The organism is Candidatus Pantoea multigeneris, assembly GCF_011752615.1.
In the GTDB taxonomy this organism is placed as follows: domain Bacteria; phylum Pseudomonadota; class Gammaproteobacteria; order Enterobacterales; family Enterobacteriaceae; genus Pantoea; species Pantoea multigeneris.
In genome coordinates this window covers 509138-526114 of record NZ_VWXF01000002.1, presented here as the reverse complement: position 1 = coordinate 526114, position 16977 = coordinate 509138, and the positions used below count along the sequence as shown (strand labels likewise).

At 60.1% G+C, this 16977-nt stretch carries 8 protein-coding genes; all 8 read left to right on the top strand.

Annotated features, from left to right (window positions below):
* Window positions 1-15: 15 nt before the first annotated feature.
* The 8 genes from F3J40_RS07810 (at window position 16) to F3J40_RS07775 (ending at window position 16973) form a co-directional block, all read left to right on the top strand.
* Entirely contained in the window at window positions 16-7266 is a 7251-nt protein-coding gene (locus F3J40_RS07810) for a putative Ig domain-containing protein (RefSeq protein WP_167013459.1), read from the top strand.
* Between the two features lie 44 nt (window positions 7267-7310).
* Window positions 7311-9014, top strand: coding sequence for a TolC family protein (locus F3J40_RS07805; RefSeq protein WP_240155335.1), 1704 nt, complete (start codon window positions 7311-7313; stop codon window positions 9012-9014).
* A 29-nt stretch (window positions 9015-9043) separates the two neighbouring features.
* The gene (locus F3J40_RS07800; RefSeq protein WP_036645277.1) at window positions 9044-9775 is read left to right on the top strand and encodes an efflux RND transporter periplasmic adaptor subunit; all 732 of its coding nucleotides are present in this window, start codon (window positions 9044-9046) and stop codon (window positions 9773-9775) included.
* A complete protein-coding gene (locus tag F3J40_RS07795) occupies window positions 9765-11081 on the top strand; it encodes an efflux RND transporter periplasmic adaptor subunit (protein WP_167013457.1) in 1317 nt (438 codons plus the stop codon). The genes F3J40_RS07800 and F3J40_RS07795 overlap by 11 nt, the downstream gene beginning before the upstream one ends.
* Window positions 11081-13195: an HlyD family efflux transporter periplasmic adaptor subunit gene (locus tag F3J40_RS07790; protein WP_167013455.1), complete on the top strand. Its 2115-nt coding sequence runs from the start codon at window positions 11081-11083 to the stop codon at window positions 13193-13195. The genes F3J40_RS07795 and F3J40_RS07790 overlap by 1 nt, the downstream gene beginning before the upstream one ends.
* Before the next feature lie 515 nt (window positions 13196-13710).
* A complete protein-coding gene (locus F3J40_RS07785; protein WP_205297282.1) occupies window positions 13711-14586 on the top strand; it encodes an ABC transporter substrate-binding protein in 876 nt (291 codons plus the stop codon).
* Window positions 14587-14677: 91 nt separating this feature from the next.
* Window positions 14678-15751, top strand: coding sequence for an iron-containing alcohol dehydrogenase family protein (locus tag F3J40_RS07780; protein WP_017345916.1), 1074 nt, complete (start codon window positions 14678-14680; stop codon window positions 15749-15751).
* Window positions 15752-15773: 22 nt separating this feature from the next.
* Complete coding sequence (locus F3J40_RS07775) at window positions 15774-16973, top strand: aminotransferase class I/II-fold pyridoxal phosphate-dependent enzyme (protein ID WP_167013452.1); 1200 nt, start codon at window positions 15774-15776, stop codon at window positions 16971-16973.
* Window positions 16974-16977: the final 4 nt, after the last annotated feature.

The window sequence follows — 16977 nt, the reverse complement described above, 5'->3', positions numbered from 1 at the left end:
GCTTTAGGTAAAACTATGAAAAAAACTTCGACCCGACCCGCCTGGAGCCAGGCGTTGGCGCTGGAACCGCGCATGATGTTTGATGCTGCTGCCGTCGCCACTGCGGCCACGGTAGCGGATGCCACGGCCAGCACCACTGCGCCCCACGCCACGGCCACGGCGGCAACAGACGCGGTGTATTCCATTGATAAAACCGGCAACCTGGGCGCGGACACCGCGCTGTTCAGCGGGGCCAGCGTAACGGCTGACAGCAGTGGTAATGAAATCACCAAACTGGTGGTAAGCGTCAGCACCAGCGGCAGCGATCAGGCACTGGTGGTGGATGGCACCGCCATTACGCTGACCACCAGCAGCGGTGAAACCGCCAGCCATTACTACAGCTATAACGTCGCCGTGGCCGATGGCAAAGCCACTATCACCTTATTCCTTAATACGGCGGATACCGTCACGCCCGCTGCGGTGGAAAACCTGATTGATGGCATTAGCTACCGCGCCTTAAGCAGCGATGTGGGTAACGGCAGCGTGGATGTGACGCTGACCAGCATCAGCGATGCGGACGACAGCAGTGATATTGACGTCAGCGCCCATCTGACCATCGACAACAGTAAAAACCTCGCACCGACCCTGAGTGACACTGACGGCTTAAGTCTGACCGATGACCTGACAGTCTCCGACCTGAACAACAGCGCGAAGTCGGTGGCTTATTCGCCGCAGGGTGATTATGCCTATGTCGCCAGCAGTGATGGCACGCTACTGGTGTACAGCGTGGCGGAAAATGGCGGCCTGACCAAAGTGCAGACCCTGAGCGGGCTGGACGATCTCAGCAGCGTGACCGGCATGGTGGCGGGGGAGTCCGCCGTGTATGTGCTGAACGGCGGCGAGGTGATCACCCTGGCGCGCGCCAGCGATGGCACCCTGAGTGAAAGCAGCAGCACCAGCGTTGGCGATACGGCGGTCAACGAAGCGCTCAGCACAGATGGCAAACAGTTATACATCAGCACCCAGTGGAATGGGGTGTATGTGTTTGACGTTGGCACCGACGGCACCCTGAGCTATGCCTCGGTCTTTACTGATAACGTGAGTCGGTCAGCGGGATTGACCACCGCAGGCGATTATCTGTTTGTGGTGGATATGGAGACCGGGCAGACGCTGAGCATCTTTAAAACCACCCAGGTCGACGGGGTTTCCACCTTAACGCTGGTGGCTAACGCAACCACAGGCGATACCGATTACAGCGCGTTGTACCAGGTGGCGGCGACTGCCGATGGCAAGACCCTGTACAGCCTGAATACGGTAGACGGCACCCTGACCACTTGGCAGTTTAACGGGACCACCGCCACAGTGCTGGAGAGCCAGACCCTCAGTGGTGCCAATGCGCTAACGGTCAGTGGCGACGGGAGTCAACTGTATGTCAGTGACAGCAGCGGCAATCTTCAACGTTTTGCCATTGCCAGCAGCGGTGCCTTAACGCACCTCGATACCCAGAGTACCGGCGGCAGCAGTGCGCTGGCGGCGAGTGGCAGTGCTTTGCTGGTGGTGGGTGGCGACAGTATTGAGCGCTACAGCACCCAGTTAACCTACACCCTCGGCAGCAGTGGGGTGGCGCTGGCCGACACCTTGACCCTTGCCGACAGTAATTCGGATGTGCTCAACGGCGGTGCCGGAAATTATCAGGACAGCTCGATAACCATCACCGCACCCGACGGCAGCAACAGCCAGTACGGGTTATCCAGCGCCAACGGGCTGAGCCTGAATGGCGAACAGCTGTTGCTCAACGGCGAGCAGATCGGGACATTCGTCGCCAGCGGCGACACCCTGAAAGTCACGTTTACCACTGCGGTCACCACCGCTGAAGCCAATCAGGTGCTGCATCAGCTGCTCTGGTCCAGCACCTCGGTCAGCAGTGCGCTGGTTGTGCTCTCGGTCGTGGCGAATGACGGCGAACTGAACAGCACCGCGCAAAACATCACCGTTCGGGTGAATCATGCCCCGACGGTGGACAGCAGCGTGGCGGACAACTACACCCTGCCGGGCGTGACGTCAGAAACGGAGTACAGCGCCACCCTGCCGGATCTGTTTACCGATGCCGACCAGGATAACCTCACCTGGAGCGTCAGCGGCCTGCCGGATGGCCTGACGTTTAACGCAGAAACGCACACCATCAGCGGCAGTACCACCAGCACTGGCAGTTTTACCCTGACGGTAACCGCCACCGACACCGCCGGAGCCAGTACCGAAACCACCCTGACGCTGGCGGTGGAGCAAATCGCTAACCGTGCACCGGAAGCGAACGCAGATGCCTCTACCACGCTGACCTCGGCGGTGGAAAACCAGGCATATAGCCTGCAACTCGACAGCACGCTGTTCAGCGATGCCGACAGTATTTATCACGATACCCTGAGTTGGCAGGTCAGCGGATTACCGGAAGGGATAAGCTTTGATGCCGCGACCCACACCCTCAGCGGCACGGCCACCAGCCTGAGTGACAACACCTTAACCGTCACCGTCACTGACAGCAGCGGTGCCACCGCCTCAATGCAACTGACGCTGCGCGTCATCAGCACCGATGAAGCGGCTAACCATGCGCCAACGCTGGATCAGACCACCAGTTCGCTGAGCTACAGCAGTGACGGCAACCTGACCGGCTACAGCTATTACGTTGACAACATTTCCCTTTCTGCCGATGGCGAAACCCTGGCCGTGGTGGGGGCGACGGGCGCTAATTACTCCGGCACCATCTACGTCAGCCTCTATCACCGCGACAGTGACGGCGCACTGACGCTGCTTAAAACCTACACCCAGGGCACCGATGCCGATCAGGTCGACGGTCTGCAAGGCACCACCGCAGTGGCGTTTTCTGCCGACGGTAAAACGCTGTATATCTCTGGCACCAGTGCCAGCGGCAGCAGCGTGGTGCAGGGGTTCAGCGTTGGCAGCGATGGGACTCTGACGCTGATCAACAGCCAGACCCTTTCCGATACCGTGCTCAAAGTGGCGCTCTCCAGCGATGGCAACAGCCTGTACGCCATGACCGGCAGTGGTTTAACCCGTTACAGCCTGGATGCCTCGGGCACGCTGACTGCCGAGGAGAGTTTCACCACAGAGGGAACGCTGGGCCTTGCGGTGGAAGGGGACAATGTTTACGCCCTGAACAGCAGCGGCACGCTGTATGTCTATTCGGCCAACAGCAGCGGGGTACTGCACGTTGATGGTCAGTTAACCCATGATGGCACCGCGCTGACCTGGACCGACAGCGACGGCAACAGCAGCGATGCGGGCACACTGGGCACCTCGAGTGCGATGGCCGGTAACTGGGTTTCCCTCACGGCGGTGAATGGGCATATCTACATTGTTTCCGGGACCAACAGTTATCTGGTGGCGTTGAATTATGATGCCAGCAGCAACAGCATGAGCCTGATCTCCTCGGCCAGCGTTTACAACACGGTGAGTGGTTATCCCTTTGCGGTGGCCGCCTCCGCCGATGGCGATGCGCTGTATGTCGGCGGTAACACCGGCAAAATGGCGATCTACCAGATCGCCGCCGACGGTAGCCTGACGCTGGTTTCAACCACCAGCGGCAGCGGGGCGCTGGTGGTGATGGCGATCTCGCCCGATGGACAGTCCGTTTACGGCGGTTCACGGCTTTACAGCGGCGGGTTACGCACCTTCAGCGGCAGCGATGCCAATGCCTCCGTTGCCTGGACCGAAGGCGGTGAAGCCACGGCGATTGGCGGGGACCTCGTGCTGGCCGACAGCGACTATGACGCCCTCAACAACGGCCAGGGCGACTACCAGGGCGCAACCCTCAGCGTCTCCCGCAGCGCGGGCGCGGACAGCAGCGACAGCTACGGTTTAGTTGCAGCGAATGGCCTGGCGCTCGCCAACGGCGTGATCACCCTTAACGGTGAGGCGATTGCGACATTTACTCAGCAAGAGGGTGCGTTAACTCTCACCTTTACCGCCACCACCACCACGGCGGTGGCAAATCAGGTGTTGCAGCAGATCAGCTGGAGCACCAGCAGTAAAGCGCCATGGGCAACCATCAATCTGACGGTCACCGTCAGCGACCGCTATGTGTCTGCCAGTAAAAGTGTGGTGGTGAACGTCACCGAGGTCAACGATCCCCCTACGCTAACGGCCACTGCGGCCAACCCGACCTACAGCGATGCCAGCAGCAGCGTGGCGCTGTTTACCGATACCACCATCGACACCATCGAAAGCGGCCAGTTGATTCAGGGGATAACCCTCACGGTGAGCGGGCTGGTCAGCGGTGAAAATGAGTATCTGGTGATTGACCGCAGTCAAGTCAGCCTCAGTGATGGCGTGCGCATCAGCACTAACAGCAACCTGACGGTGAGCGTGACCGTGACCGACGGCGTGGCCAGTGTCAGCATTAGCAGCACTGATGGCATCACCAGCGATGCCGCCCAGACGCTGGTGAATGGCATCGCCTACGGCAATGCGGACGGCGTGAGTGGCAGCCGAGATGTCACCCTGACGCTGATTAAAGACAACGGCGGCACGGATAATGGCGGCAGCGCCACGCTGGACATCCACTCCACCGTGACGTTGCAGGTCAAAGAGAGTGCGGCGGTGATCGGCGACAGTGACAGCGCACAGCTGGATTACGCCGACAGCCTGAGTGCGGTCAGCGGGCTGGGCACCCTGACGCTGAGCCAGCTTTCCAGCGACGGTTCAACCCTGTTCGTGACCGACGGCAGCGGTACGGTGGCGGTCTTCAGCCGCGATAGCGCGGGCAAACTCAGCTGGCTCGGCAACAGCGATACCGGACTCTCTGCCATTACTGCCATGGCCGTGACGGCGGATGGCTCCACGCTGCTGGTGGCCAGCGACAGCGGCAGTACGCTGGCGGTGTTCAGCCGCAGCAGTGACGGTAAGTTGACGGCGGTGCAGTCGATCACGGCGTGGAATACCACCGCGATTGTCCTCTCCGGGGATGGCACCAGTGTCTATGTCACCGATAGCTACAATGCACTCACGGTATACAGCCTCAACAGCAGTGGCCTGACGGCGGTGCAAACGCTGAGCTACGATGCCTGGAGTGAGCCGGTGCTGTTTACGCCAACGGCTATCTACGCCAGCGGTGACTGGCTGTATGTGGTGACTGACCCGGTATCGAGCCAGTTCCCCAACTCGCTGATTGTTTATCATCGCGGTAGCGACGGCCAGCTGACCTTAACGGGCGTGTTGCATGACGGTAGCAGTGACGCCAGCGGGACCACGGTGAGCATTGCCGCCCCGACCCATGTCACCAGCAGCAGCGATGGCTCGCTGATTTATGTCGCCAGCGGTAGCGATCTGCTGATTTACAGCCTGAATCAAACCACCGGCAAACTGGTGCAGGTGGCGGATATGCAGAATATCGGCACCATCACCGCCATGGCGATGACCGGCGATGACAGCACCCTTTACCTGACGCTGGACGATGGCAGCCTGCACAGCTACCAAATCAGCGCCAGCGGTAACCTGACGGCCCTCACCACCCTGACCAGCAGCGACTACGCGAGCCTGTCGGGTGCCTCTTATCTGTTTACCAGCAGCGATGGCGGTGTGGTGGTTGGCGGTGCACAACTGGTCAGTTTCAGTCTGGAACAGACACAACCGATCTATACGCCAGGGACTGACGGCAGCTATGCCTTTAGCAGCAGCGTCACGGTGAGCGACAAAACCCTCGACGGCCTCAACGCAGGCGCGGGGGATTACGGCAATGCGACCTTAACCGTCAGCGACAGCAGCGGTAAAGGCAGCTTTGGTTTCAGCACCGAGAGCGGCATCACGCTGGCGAGTGGCGGTGAGCTTCGCCTGGGGGATGCGACGATTGGCAGCTGGAGTGAGCAAAATGGCGTGCTTTCTATCACCTTCAGCGCTGGTGTCACCACGGCAACCGCCAATCAGGTACTAGCAAACCTCACCTGGCAGGACAGCGATACCAGCACGCCAGCGCAAGTGACGCTGTCGATCAGCCTGAGCAGCAATGGGTTGGTCAGCAACAGTTGGCAACAGGCCATCACCATTAACCATGCGCCAGAGGCGGAACCGGATAACGCGCAGACCGTCACTGTCACCAGCGGACAGGCGGTGAGCATCACGCTGCCCGATAACCTGTTTAGCGATGCCGATGGCGATAGCCTGAGCTGGACGCTAAGTGGATTGCCGGATGGGCTGAGCTTTGATGCGGCCACCCACACCATCAGCGGCACGACAGCGGTGACCGGTGACTACGCGCTGGCTATCGTGGTACGTGATGCGCAGAACGCCAGCGCAACCCTCACGCTGACGCTCAGCGTCACCGCAGCAACGGGCGATTCCGGTGGATCGGGCGATTCAGGCAACTCGGGCGATGGCGACAATACTGGCGGCTCCGGTGATTCAGGCAACTCGGGGAATTCCGGTGATACCGGCGGCTCCGGTGATTCGGGCAACTCGGGTAATTCCGGTGATACCGGCGGCTCCGGGGATTCAGGCAACCCGGGGAATACCGGTAATACCGGTGGCTCGGGTGATTCCGATAATTCTGGCGGCAGCCAGCCGGGCAACAGCGTGAATCCGGTGATTCTCCCGGCCGCGCCTGCTTTTACTGCGCCGGTTAACAGCACCTTTATGGCGATGGTTGCCACTGCGCCCGACACCTCGACGCCTTCCCTCAATACGCTAAGCGGGGGGGCTACTACGGCTAACGCCCCGCTGGATTACAGCCAGTCACCGTGGCAGTTGGACCCGATCATGCCGGGATTACTGCCCACGCTGGAAGTGGTGCACTTCCGCGACCATCAGCAACTGGCGGAGCAGACCCGCTGGCAGGGGAGCTGGCAACACAATGCGCAGGGCGAGCGCGTCTTCCAACTGCCTGCGGGCTTACAGGGCCGCAGCGGCTTTACCGGCGCGGTATTGGCGAATGGCCGCCCACTGCCCAGTTGGCTCCGTTTTGATGCGCGCCACGGCGAAGTGCGTATCACCCATGAACAGCACGTCCCCCACGGACAGATCCAACTGCGCTTACAGCGTGCCGATGGTACGACGCTGCTGCTCACCTTACGCGAAGGCAAAACTGTGGCATCCGTAACGCCCGGCCAGCCTGACACCGCGCGCATCATGCCGCCGGTTGAGCCAGTCCAGACGCAACACACTGAAGCGGCCGTGCAGCACGAGGGCGTGTCGCAGGCGCTGCAAGCCCAGCGTGGCGATGGAAATGATCTTTTACAGGCGCTCAATGCTCTGGCAGCGGCGCAGCCTCTTTCATCATGAAGATAATGACAAAAATGGGACTTTTTTCTGTGCACGACTCTCAAATGCTTACTGTGACCTCGGGATCTCCACTGCGTATGCCGCGCCGTTTACCACTGGCGGTGATCATCGCCTGTACCTTGCTGGCCGGATGCGGCGTACACCCTCAGGCGATGACCACGCAAGAGCAGGTGGCGCAGGCGATGGAGGATCGCAACCAGATGTTTGCCAATCAGGAGCCGGTTCACGGTGCGGTCACGCTGGATGAAGCGATCGCCCGGGCGCTGAAGTACAACCTCGCGCAGCGCGTGGCGTTGCAGGAACAGGCGATGCAAGACGATATGCGTGATGTGGCCGGGCTGGATATGCTGCCACGCCTCGCCGCCCGTGCCGGGGTGCAGACCCGTGATAACGTCGCGGCCTCCAGCAGCCAGTCCGTCACCACCGGTCAGCAGTCGCTGGAATCCTCCACCAGTCAGGACCAGACCTCGCGCACCGGTGACCTGACGCTGAGCTGGAACCTGCTGGATCTGGGTATCAGCTACGTCAATGCGCGCATGCAGGCTAACAAGACGCTGGAAGCCGAAGAGCGCCGCCGAAAAGTGGTGGCCGATATCACCCGCCAGGTGCGCACCGCCTACTGGGAAGCCGCAACCGCTCAGCGACTGCGCCCGCAGGTGATTCAGGCGCTGGGACAGGCGCGCCAGACGCTGGCCTATGCGCACCGCACCGAGCAGGAACGTCTGTTGCCGCCACTGGAATCCCTGCGCTTCCAGAAAAACATGCTGGAGATGGTGCGCCAGTTAGAGGTGGTCGACAGCGACCTGGCCCTGGCGAAAACCCGCCTTGCCGCGCTGATGAACCTGCCACCTGCCAGCGATTTTACCCTGGTGGTGCCGAGCGAAAGCAGCATGAGTGTGCCGAAACTGCGCTACTCCCTTGGCGATCTGGAAAACCTCTCCATGGTGCAGCGTCCGGAAATTCGTGAGCAGAGCTATCAGGCCCGTAATGCGGTGCTGGAGACACGCCGTTCTCTGCTGCGTCTGTTACCGGGGGCAAATCTGTTTGCCGGTCTCAACGGCGACAGCAACAGCTATCTGGTTAATCACGGCTGGGCGAGTGCCGGGGTACAGGTCAGCGGCAACTTGCTGAACGTACTGGCCTGGTCGCCGGTGAAACGTGCCGGTGAATCAGCCGAAAAGCTGGCTGAATTGCAGCGCCAGGCGATGCGGATGGCGGTGCTCGCCCAGGTGAACGTCTCCTGGCAGGAGTACCAGAGCAGCGCGCAGATGTTTGGCCGCTATCAGGAGCTGGCGCGTTTGCAGCAGGGCATTCAGCAGCAGACCGATGACAGCTACCGCAGCCAGGCCGCGACCCAGATGGAGCAGGTGCGCGTCAGCACGGAAACCATTTTGACCCTGCGCGCCCGGGATCGCAGCTATGCGGCGATGCAGAATGCCCTCGGCAGCGTTTACCAGTCCGCCGGGTTAGATAGCCTGCCCGATCGCGTCAGCGGCACCAGCCTTGCCGCGCTCAGCAACAGCGTAGCGCAGCAGAATCAGCGTATTGAAAACGGCACCATCGCCGTGCCCACGCTGAACCTTCGTCCGCAGAGTGCGCCTACGCCGCAGCCCGTAAAACCTGTCATACAGCCGGTTGCTGTTGTGCCACCTCCGCGCCCGGTGACACCCCCGCAGCAGCAGGTATACGCCGTCTCTTCCGACAATCTGTGGAGTAATCTCAACTCCCTTTCCGGAGGCGCACAGTGACCGGGCAGCGCTTCCTCTGGTGCTTATTAATGCTGACGTTCGCCGATCGGGCGCTGGCGGCGGAACCTGCCGTCGATCCGATCCGCGTGCAGCTCAGCGCGGTGCAGCAAACGACGCTCGCCAGCGGCATCGCTGCCCGCATCAATCAACTGATGGTGAAAGAGGGCGATCGCGTCACGAAGGGGCAAGTGCTGCTGAGTTTTGACTGTAGCGTGCTCCAGCAAAAGCTGAACTATGCCAACGCCAGCGAACAGGCGGCGCGGAAAAAACTCACCGTGGCCAGCCGCCTCGACAAGCTGAATGCCATCAGCGTGGCGGAGGTGGATCAGGCGCGGGCCGCCGTGGGAATGGCTCAGGCAGAAAGCGCGGTGAACCGCGCCATGCTGGAACGTTGCACGGTAAAAGCGCCGTTCTCCGGGCGGGTGGCGGAAACCAAAGTCCACAGCTGGGAGAGCGTGCCGGAAGGCAAACCGCTGATTGCGCTGTATGACGACAGTGCGCTGGAGCTGGAAATGATTGTGCCTTCCCACTGGTTGCGCTGGCTGCGCGTCGGTACGCCGTTTGATGTGCTGCTGGATGAAACCGGGCAGCACTATACCGCGCAGATTTCGCGCCTGGCTGCGACGGTCGATGCGGTCAGCCAGTCGGTGAAAGTCTTTGGTCAGATCAAAGGCGTTGACGGCCCGCTGCTGCCGGGGATGAGCGGGGTGGCGCAGTTTGCTCTCCCGGCCGCGAACGGGAAAGACGATCATGCAGGCTGAGCCGATCGATCCGCGCCTGGTGATGTTGAGTGAACTGGTACAGCTGCAAAGCCGTGCCAGAGCGCTCGGCAGTCTGAACGAGCTGGCGTTTTTTATGGTGAACGAGACCCATCGCCTGCTGCCCTATCGTCAGGCGTTGTTGTGGGAAACCGGCAGTACCCGGCTACGGGCGGCTTCGGGCATTCAGGCACCGGATCACCATGCGCCGTTTTGCCAGGAAATGGTGCGGCTGTGCCAGCGCTGGCAGCAAAACCACGGGCAGCCGCAGCGGCTGGAGAGCCGCGATCTCGAGGCCACTGACCGCGCTTTCTGGCAGGAGTATCTGCCTGAGCACGGTTTGTGGCTGCCGCTCAACGCGAACGTCACCTTGCTGCTGTGGCGTGAAACGCCGTGGCGTGATGAGGAGTTACGCCTGTTGCAGGAGCTGGCGGGGGCCTATGGCCACTGTTGGCAAAGCCTGCAACCGCAACACCGCCTGCGCCCGCCGCGTTTGACGCGGAAACGGAGCCTGATGCTGGCGGCGCTGCTGATTGCTGTGCTGTTTATACCGGTACGTCAGTCGGTGATCGCCCCGGCGTTTGTGGCGGCTCGTCATCCGGCGTTACTTCGCGCTCCGCTAAGCGGCGTGATTGATCAGGTGGTGGTACAACCCAATCAGGCGGTCAAAAAAGGCGAGGTATTGGTTCGTCTCGACGCGCGTGAGCTGCAAAATCAGCTGGAACGTGCCAGGCAGCAGTTTGCCAGCAGCGATGCGGAATTCCGTCAGGCACAGCAACAGGCGCTGAGTGATGACGATGCCAAAGCGCAGTTAGCGGTGCTCTCCAGCCGCCGTGAATCGAGCCGGGCGGATGTGAGTTATTTACAGGCGCAGCTGGCGCGTAGCGAGCTTACCGCCCCACGCGACGGCATTGCGCTGTTTGATGATGTCAGCGACCTGGTCGGGAAGACGGTGTCCCCCGGTGAGCGCATTATGCAGCTGGCCGATCCCCACGAAACGGAACTGGATATTGAACTGCCTGCCGCCGATGCGATTGCCCTGCAACCGGGCGCGCAGGTGCGCCTGTTCCTCAATGTGGCACCGGACAGCAGCCATGCCGCTACGCTGGAGCAGATCGGCTGGCGTGCGGCGTTAACGCCTGACAACATCATGGCGTATCACCTGCGCGCGCGTTTCGATAAGCCCGATGCGCTGCAACAGATCGGCCTGAAAGGCAGTGCGAAAATTTACGGTGAGCGCACGTTGTTAGGGGCCTGGCTGTTACGTAAGCCGTGGGCCGCCCTGCGCGTCTGGTTGGGGGTGTGGTAATGCCCGCAAACCTGCCGCCACTGCGAGAAGAGCTGGTGCTGCATCAAGGCCCGGCTAACTGGGATGGATCGCCCGCCTGGACGCTGGAAGATCCGCTGCGCGGGCGCTTTTTCCGCCTCGGCTGGCTGGAAATGGCGCTGCTCTCTCGCTGGTCACTGGGCGATCGCCAGCGGTTGATTGCTGAGGTGAATCAACGCCAGCCGCAGCAGATAGATGAACAGGACGTTGAAAACTTTTGTGGTTTTCTCCAGCAGCACGCGCTGTTACGCAGCAGCGGTGAGGAGAGCGTGCGCCAGTTTGCACGCCAGACACAGCAGGGAAAAGCGGTATGGTGGCGCTGGTTGTTGCACAACTATCTGTTCTTTCGTATCCCGCTGTTTCATCCCCATCGCCGCTTGCAGCAGATGTTGCCGTGGGTGGAGACGTTTTACCGGCGTCCCTTCTGGCTGGCAACCCTGGTCGCCGGGCTGACCGGCCTGCTGTTTGCCGGACAGCAGTGGCAAACGTTTCTGCACACCTTTCTGCACTTTTTTACCCTGCAAGGCGCGTTGCTGGCGGGGGCGACGCTGGTGCTGACCAAATGTCTGCATGAGTTAGGCCATGCCTTTACCTGTACCCGCTTTGGCGCGCGCGTCTCGACGTTGGGGGTGGCCTTTCTGGTACTGATGCCGGTGCTGTACACCGACACGTCTGCCAGCTGGAAGCTGCCGCAGCGGCGACAACGGCTGGCGATTGGGATGGCCGGGATGCTGGTCGAGTTGGCGCTGGCGGCCTGGGCGACGCTGGCCTGGAGTTTTTTGCCGGACGGCATGTGGCGCAGCGCGGCGTTTATGCTGGCCACCACCACCTGGATCATGACGTTGCTGGTTAACCTCAGCCCGCTGATGCGCTTCGACGGTTATTTCCTGCTCTCCGACACCCTCGGCGTGCCCAACCTGCAACCTCGCGCCTTTGCACTGGCGCGCTGGAAACTGCGTGAAACGCTGTTTGGCCTGGGTGATGAACCCCCTGAAAGCTGGCCGCGCCATCTGCAACGCCTGCTGCTGAGTTACGCCTTTGCGACCTGGGTTTACCGGCTGTTTCTGTTCACCGGTATTGCGTTACTGGTGTATCACAAGGCGTTCAAGCTGCTGGGTATTTTGCTGTTTGCGGTGGAAATTGGCTGGTTTGTCCTGCTGCCGGTGGTGACTGAATTGCGCGTCTGGCTCTCACGCCGTAAGGATTATCGAATGAATATACGCAGCGGCTGCACCTTAGCCGTGGGCAGCCTGCTGCTGCTCGCTCTGCTGCTGCCGTGGCAGCGCAGCGTTTATGCCCCCGCGCTACTGCGGGCGGCGCAACAGCAGCTGATCTATATGCCGGTGGATGGGCAGCTAGCGACCCTGGCGGTGCAACCCGGCGAGGTGGTTACACGCGGCCAGTTACTGTACCGCCTGAGCGATCTGGACGAAGCGCACCAGCGCGATCAGGTCAGCCGTCAGTTGCAAACCCTGAACTGGCAGCAGTCATGGCAGGTCTTCAATGCCCGCAGTGCTGCCGATCACCAACGCATTCGTCAGGAAAAGCAGGCGGCCAGCCAGCGTCTGGCGGTGTTGCGTCAACAGCAACAGACGTTAGAGATTCGGGCAGCGTTTAGCGGCAAAGTGGCCGATCAGGATGCTGACGTCCACCCCGGCGACTGGCTGGGGCAGGGAAGCTGGATCGGTACGGTGGTGAGCCAACAGGGCGGCACGGTGGAAGCCCTGGTGGCGGAGCGTGACTGGCAGCGTTTGCACAAGGGTGACAGCGGGATGTTCTGGCCCGAGGATGGATTACGCCGTGGCGTGCCGGTGAAAGTGCTGGAAGTGGGGCGCAGCGCCATCACGGATATGCAGCCGTTGGCAGAGCTAGCGTCCCTCTACGGCGGGCCGGTTGCCACCCTGAATGACAGCCAGAAACGGCAGTTACCGCCGGAGCAGGCGCTGTATCGCGTGGTGCTGCAACTCCCGCCCGATCAAGCCAGTGGCGATCAGGTAGTGCCCGGCACCGTGGTATTGCGCGGTGACGCGCAAAGCCTGCTGCTACGCGCCTGGAAACAGGTGCAGTCGGTGCTGATCCGTGAGCTGAGTTTTTGACATGACGAGCAGCGACGACCCGGCGGTTGTCGCTACCCCAACGGCCGGGGCAGCCAAACCTGGAAGCCCCTTTATTCTTCTTCAAATGCCGATTTTATGGCTTCGATGATACGCTCTGCATCGGTGTTGGGCATCTCCAGCACCTTTTTTCCGCTCTTGCACACGTTGAAACATACCGCGAATCCTTTAACGAACCGTTGAAAACGATAATTTATTGCCCATTTAGTGCGAAAACGGTAATGAGCCTGCGAATTCATTAATAAAATGGCCTTTTTATGCGGAAATGATAATGGCGGGCGCGAAACAGGGGGGATAATGTTGATAGCTTAAATCTGGCAATGCTCAGAGGATTTTCGCATTTGTGGTTTATGTCTGCTGGCAGAGAATGTGGCTGCCAATGGCGAAGAAGTGATGCTGTTCCAGCCCACATTTGGGCATCAAGAAAACAGCACACCCGCCAGGGGAAACCTATTTATCACCAGGAGACATCGGCAGTGAAACGAATCAGAAGCCTTATGCTACTCGCGCTCGCGCTTAGCACCCACGGTGCGTTAGCGGCGGAACAGGCTGTGCCAACGGATAGCTCACTGCACGTGCAAGCCGACGCCGCATTGACCAAACTGCTGCCCGCCGATATTGCCAAACGGGGTTTTATTGTGGCAGGAACCAACCCAAATACGCCGCCAACCACCTTCTATAAAGAAGACAACAAAACCCTGGCTGGCCGTGAAATCGACATCATGAATGCGGTGGGTGAACGCCTCGGTATTCAGGTGCAGTGGCGCGATACCGGTGGGTTCGACAACATCATCCCCGGCCTGAAATCAGGACGCTACGATGTGGCGCTCTCTAACGTGAATGCGACACCGGCCCGCGCGAAAATCATCGACTTCGTCAGCTATTATGACGCCAGCCGTCTCGGGATCATCTCACTGAAATCTGCCAACGTGACGCCGTTCACCCGCTTTGATGCCGTTTGTGGTAAAGAGGTGGGCGCAGGCTCGGGCACGACTCAGGTTACCCGACTGGAAGAGGCCAGCAAAGCCTGCGTCAGCGCAGGTAAGCCGCCGATCAAAGTCTCGGTCTTCCCGGATCGTCCAGCAGGCGTCCAGGCTGTGGTGAGTGGTCGTGTGCCGATGTTCTTTGGTCCGTATGAAGGCCTGCTGTGGCAGGTGAAAGTCATTAAACCGCTGGCTCTGAGCGGTGAGATTTCCGTGAATGATGCGCCAGTGTCGGTGGCTTTCCCGAAAGACTCTGCGCTGGAACCGGCCGTGCAGGCCGCGTTGAACTCGCTGATCAAGGATGGCAGCTACCAGAAGATCCTCGACCATTGGGGCATTGGGTTCGGCGCAGTAAAAACCGCAAAACGGAACCAGGAAATCTTCCAGTAAACCCGATGGACGGCGAGTTTCGCCTGTACCTCTTCCTCTCTTTTTGCAGCGAGCCTGGTGGGTTCGCTGCTGCCACTTTCAGGATCGAAACGTGTTAGCGATTAAATCCCCCCGTGCTTACGCACATGAAACTGGGTTACGCGCCCGTGTCGGTGAATTTATTCACCCTTATGCCACGCACATTCACATCATCACCTCACCGCGAGCATGGCAAGCGGTCAACCCTGAGTTAAGCGCCAGCCTGGAGGCCAGCGGCATCCGCTGGACGGTGGATTATCTCCAGGGAGAGTGTACTGACAGTGCAATTGCCACACTCAAAGCGGCCGTCGAACAGCAAAAGGCCGGGTTGATTCTCGCCGTCGGGGGTGGGCGGGTGTTGGATACCGCGAAGGCCGTTGCCGCGCAATTGCCGGAAGTAAAACTGGTTAACTTTGCGACTGTAGCGGCTACTTGCGCGGCCTGGTCTCCGGTCGCCATTATTTATACCCCGCAGGGCGGGCATCAACGGAGCCAGCCGCTGGCGAAATTGCCCGATCTGGTGCTGGTTGACAGTGAAGTGATTGCACGCAGCGATGTGCGTTATCTGAAAGCCGGTATTGTCGATGCACTGGCGAAATATTATGAATTTATCCCCTACCTGCGACACAGTCCTGATGACCTCGCTCTGAGTCTGAAAGTGATGTCGGCGCAGCGTGCGCTAGAGGTTTATCGCACTCAGGGGGCAGCCGCCGTGGCCGCCAATGAGCATCAACAGGTCACTCCGGCACTGGTCAATATTATTGATGCCAATATCGTGCTGGCAGGCCTGGCTAACAGTGTCCGGGATGAACTTCCCACGCCAGGATTCGCGCATGCGATTCACAACCGGCTGACCTATCAACCGGAGCTGCACCATTGGTTACATGGTGAAAAAGTCGGTTTCAGCTTACTGGTTCAGTCGCTGATTGAGCATGATGGCGTGCCGGATGCCGAGCTGCTGGCACTGCTGCATCAGTACGATATGCCGCTGAAGCTGACAGCGCTTGTCGGCGAGCGTGCTGACGTGATCCGCAGTATTGCTGAGCAAATTAAATTCCCGGCGACCAGCGCTCAGCGCTTGCCGTTCTCTGTCTCGCCTGAATCTCTCGAACAGGCGCTGCTGGCGACAGAAACCACACACTTTTAACCGCAGTCCGATGGAGCGCAGTATGATCACTTTTTCGCAACGTGTGCAGTCCGTGTCCCTTTCAGCCAATGCCGCCGCGCGTCAGTTGACCCGGCAGTTAAAAGAGCAGGGTGTGGATATTCTGGATCTCACCACCGGCGAGCCAGATTTTGATACCCCGCCGCACATTCGGGCTGCGGCGGTCGCGGCGATGGAAGCGGGTGAAACCCGTTATACGCCCACTCAGGGAACAACACCGCTGCGAAAAGCGGTGCAGGCCAAGCTGGCGCGAGAAAACCAACTGAACTATGGGCTGGAGCAAATTTGCATCGCCAATGGCGCTAAGCAAATTATTTTTAACGCGTTTGCCGCGACGCTAAATGAAGGGGATGAGGTAATTGTGCCCGTACCCTATTGGCCGACGTTCCCGGACAGTGTGCGCTTCAACGGCGGCGAAGCGGTGTTGCTGACCTGTCCCCTTGAGCAAGGCTATAAGTTACAGCCTCAGCAGCTCCAACAGGCCATCACCCCCGCGACCCGCTGGCTGGTACTGAACAATCCGGGTAATCCCTCCGGCGCGGTCTACAGCGCTGAGGAACTGACTGCGCTGGCGGCCGTTCTGCGTGAATACCCCGATGTGTTGATCATGCTGGATGAACTGTATGAGCACATTCTGTTTGACGACCGCCAGCATGTAAGCCTGCTCCAGATAGCCCCCGATTTGGCTGAGCGTGTGTTGCTGGTCGGCGGCGTGTCGAAAACCTATGCCATGACCGGCTGGCGCATCGGCTTCGGGGCCGGTCCGCAAGCGCTGATTGAGGCGATGGTGGTGGTGCAATCGCAAAATAGCTCGGGTGCCAGCGCGGTGAGCCAGGCCGCGGCAGTGGCGGCGTTTAACGGCGGGCTGGATTTTCTGGCAGCGCAGCGTAGCGCTTATCAGGCACGACGCGATGCGATCATGGAACCTTTGCGCCGCCTTGAGGGGATTGAGGTGCTGAATCCTGAAGGGGCATTCTTTATCTTCTGCCGCTGCGCCGGTTTACTGGGTAAAACCCGGCCCGACTGGCAGCGAATCGAGAGCGAACAGGATGTGCTGAACTACCTGCTGGAGAGCGGCGTTTCTGGCGTAGCAGGCAGTGCCTATGGGCTCTCGCCCTATTTCCGCTTGTCGATTGCGACGGATATTGAAAGTGTCCAGGAAGCCGGACGCAGAATTGCAACGGCTTGCCAGGCGCTGAAGTAAACGG

Coding starts and splice junctions, on each gene's coding strand:
- F3J40_RS07795 (WP_167013457.1), top strand. CDS start 9,765: ATGCAGGCTGAGCCGATCGATCCGCGCCTGGTGATGTTGAGTGAACTG.
- F3J40_RS07790 (WP_167013455.1), top strand. CDS start 11,081: ATGCCCGCAAACCTGCCGCCACTGCGAGAAGAGCTGGTGCTGCATCAA.
- F3J40_RS07775 (WP_167013452.1), top strand. CDS start 15,774: ATGATCACTTTTTCGCAACGTGTGCAGTCCGTGTCCCTTTCAGCCAAT.
- F3J40_RS07800 (WP_036645277.1), top strand. CDS start 9,044: ATGCTGACGTTCGCCGATCGGGCGCTGGCGGCGGAACCTGCCGTCGAT.
- F3J40_RS07805 (WP_240155335.1), top strand. CDS start 7,311: ATGCTTACTGTGACCTCGGGATCTCCACTGCGTATGCCGCGCCGTTTA.
- F3J40_RS07810 (WP_167013459.1), top strand. CDS start 16: ATGAAAAAAACTTCGACCCGACCCGCCTGGAGCCAGGCGTTGGCGCTG.
- F3J40_RS07785 (WP_205297282.1), top strand. CDS start 13,711: ATGCTACTCGCGCTCGCGCTTAGCACCCACGGTGCGTTAGCGGCGGAA.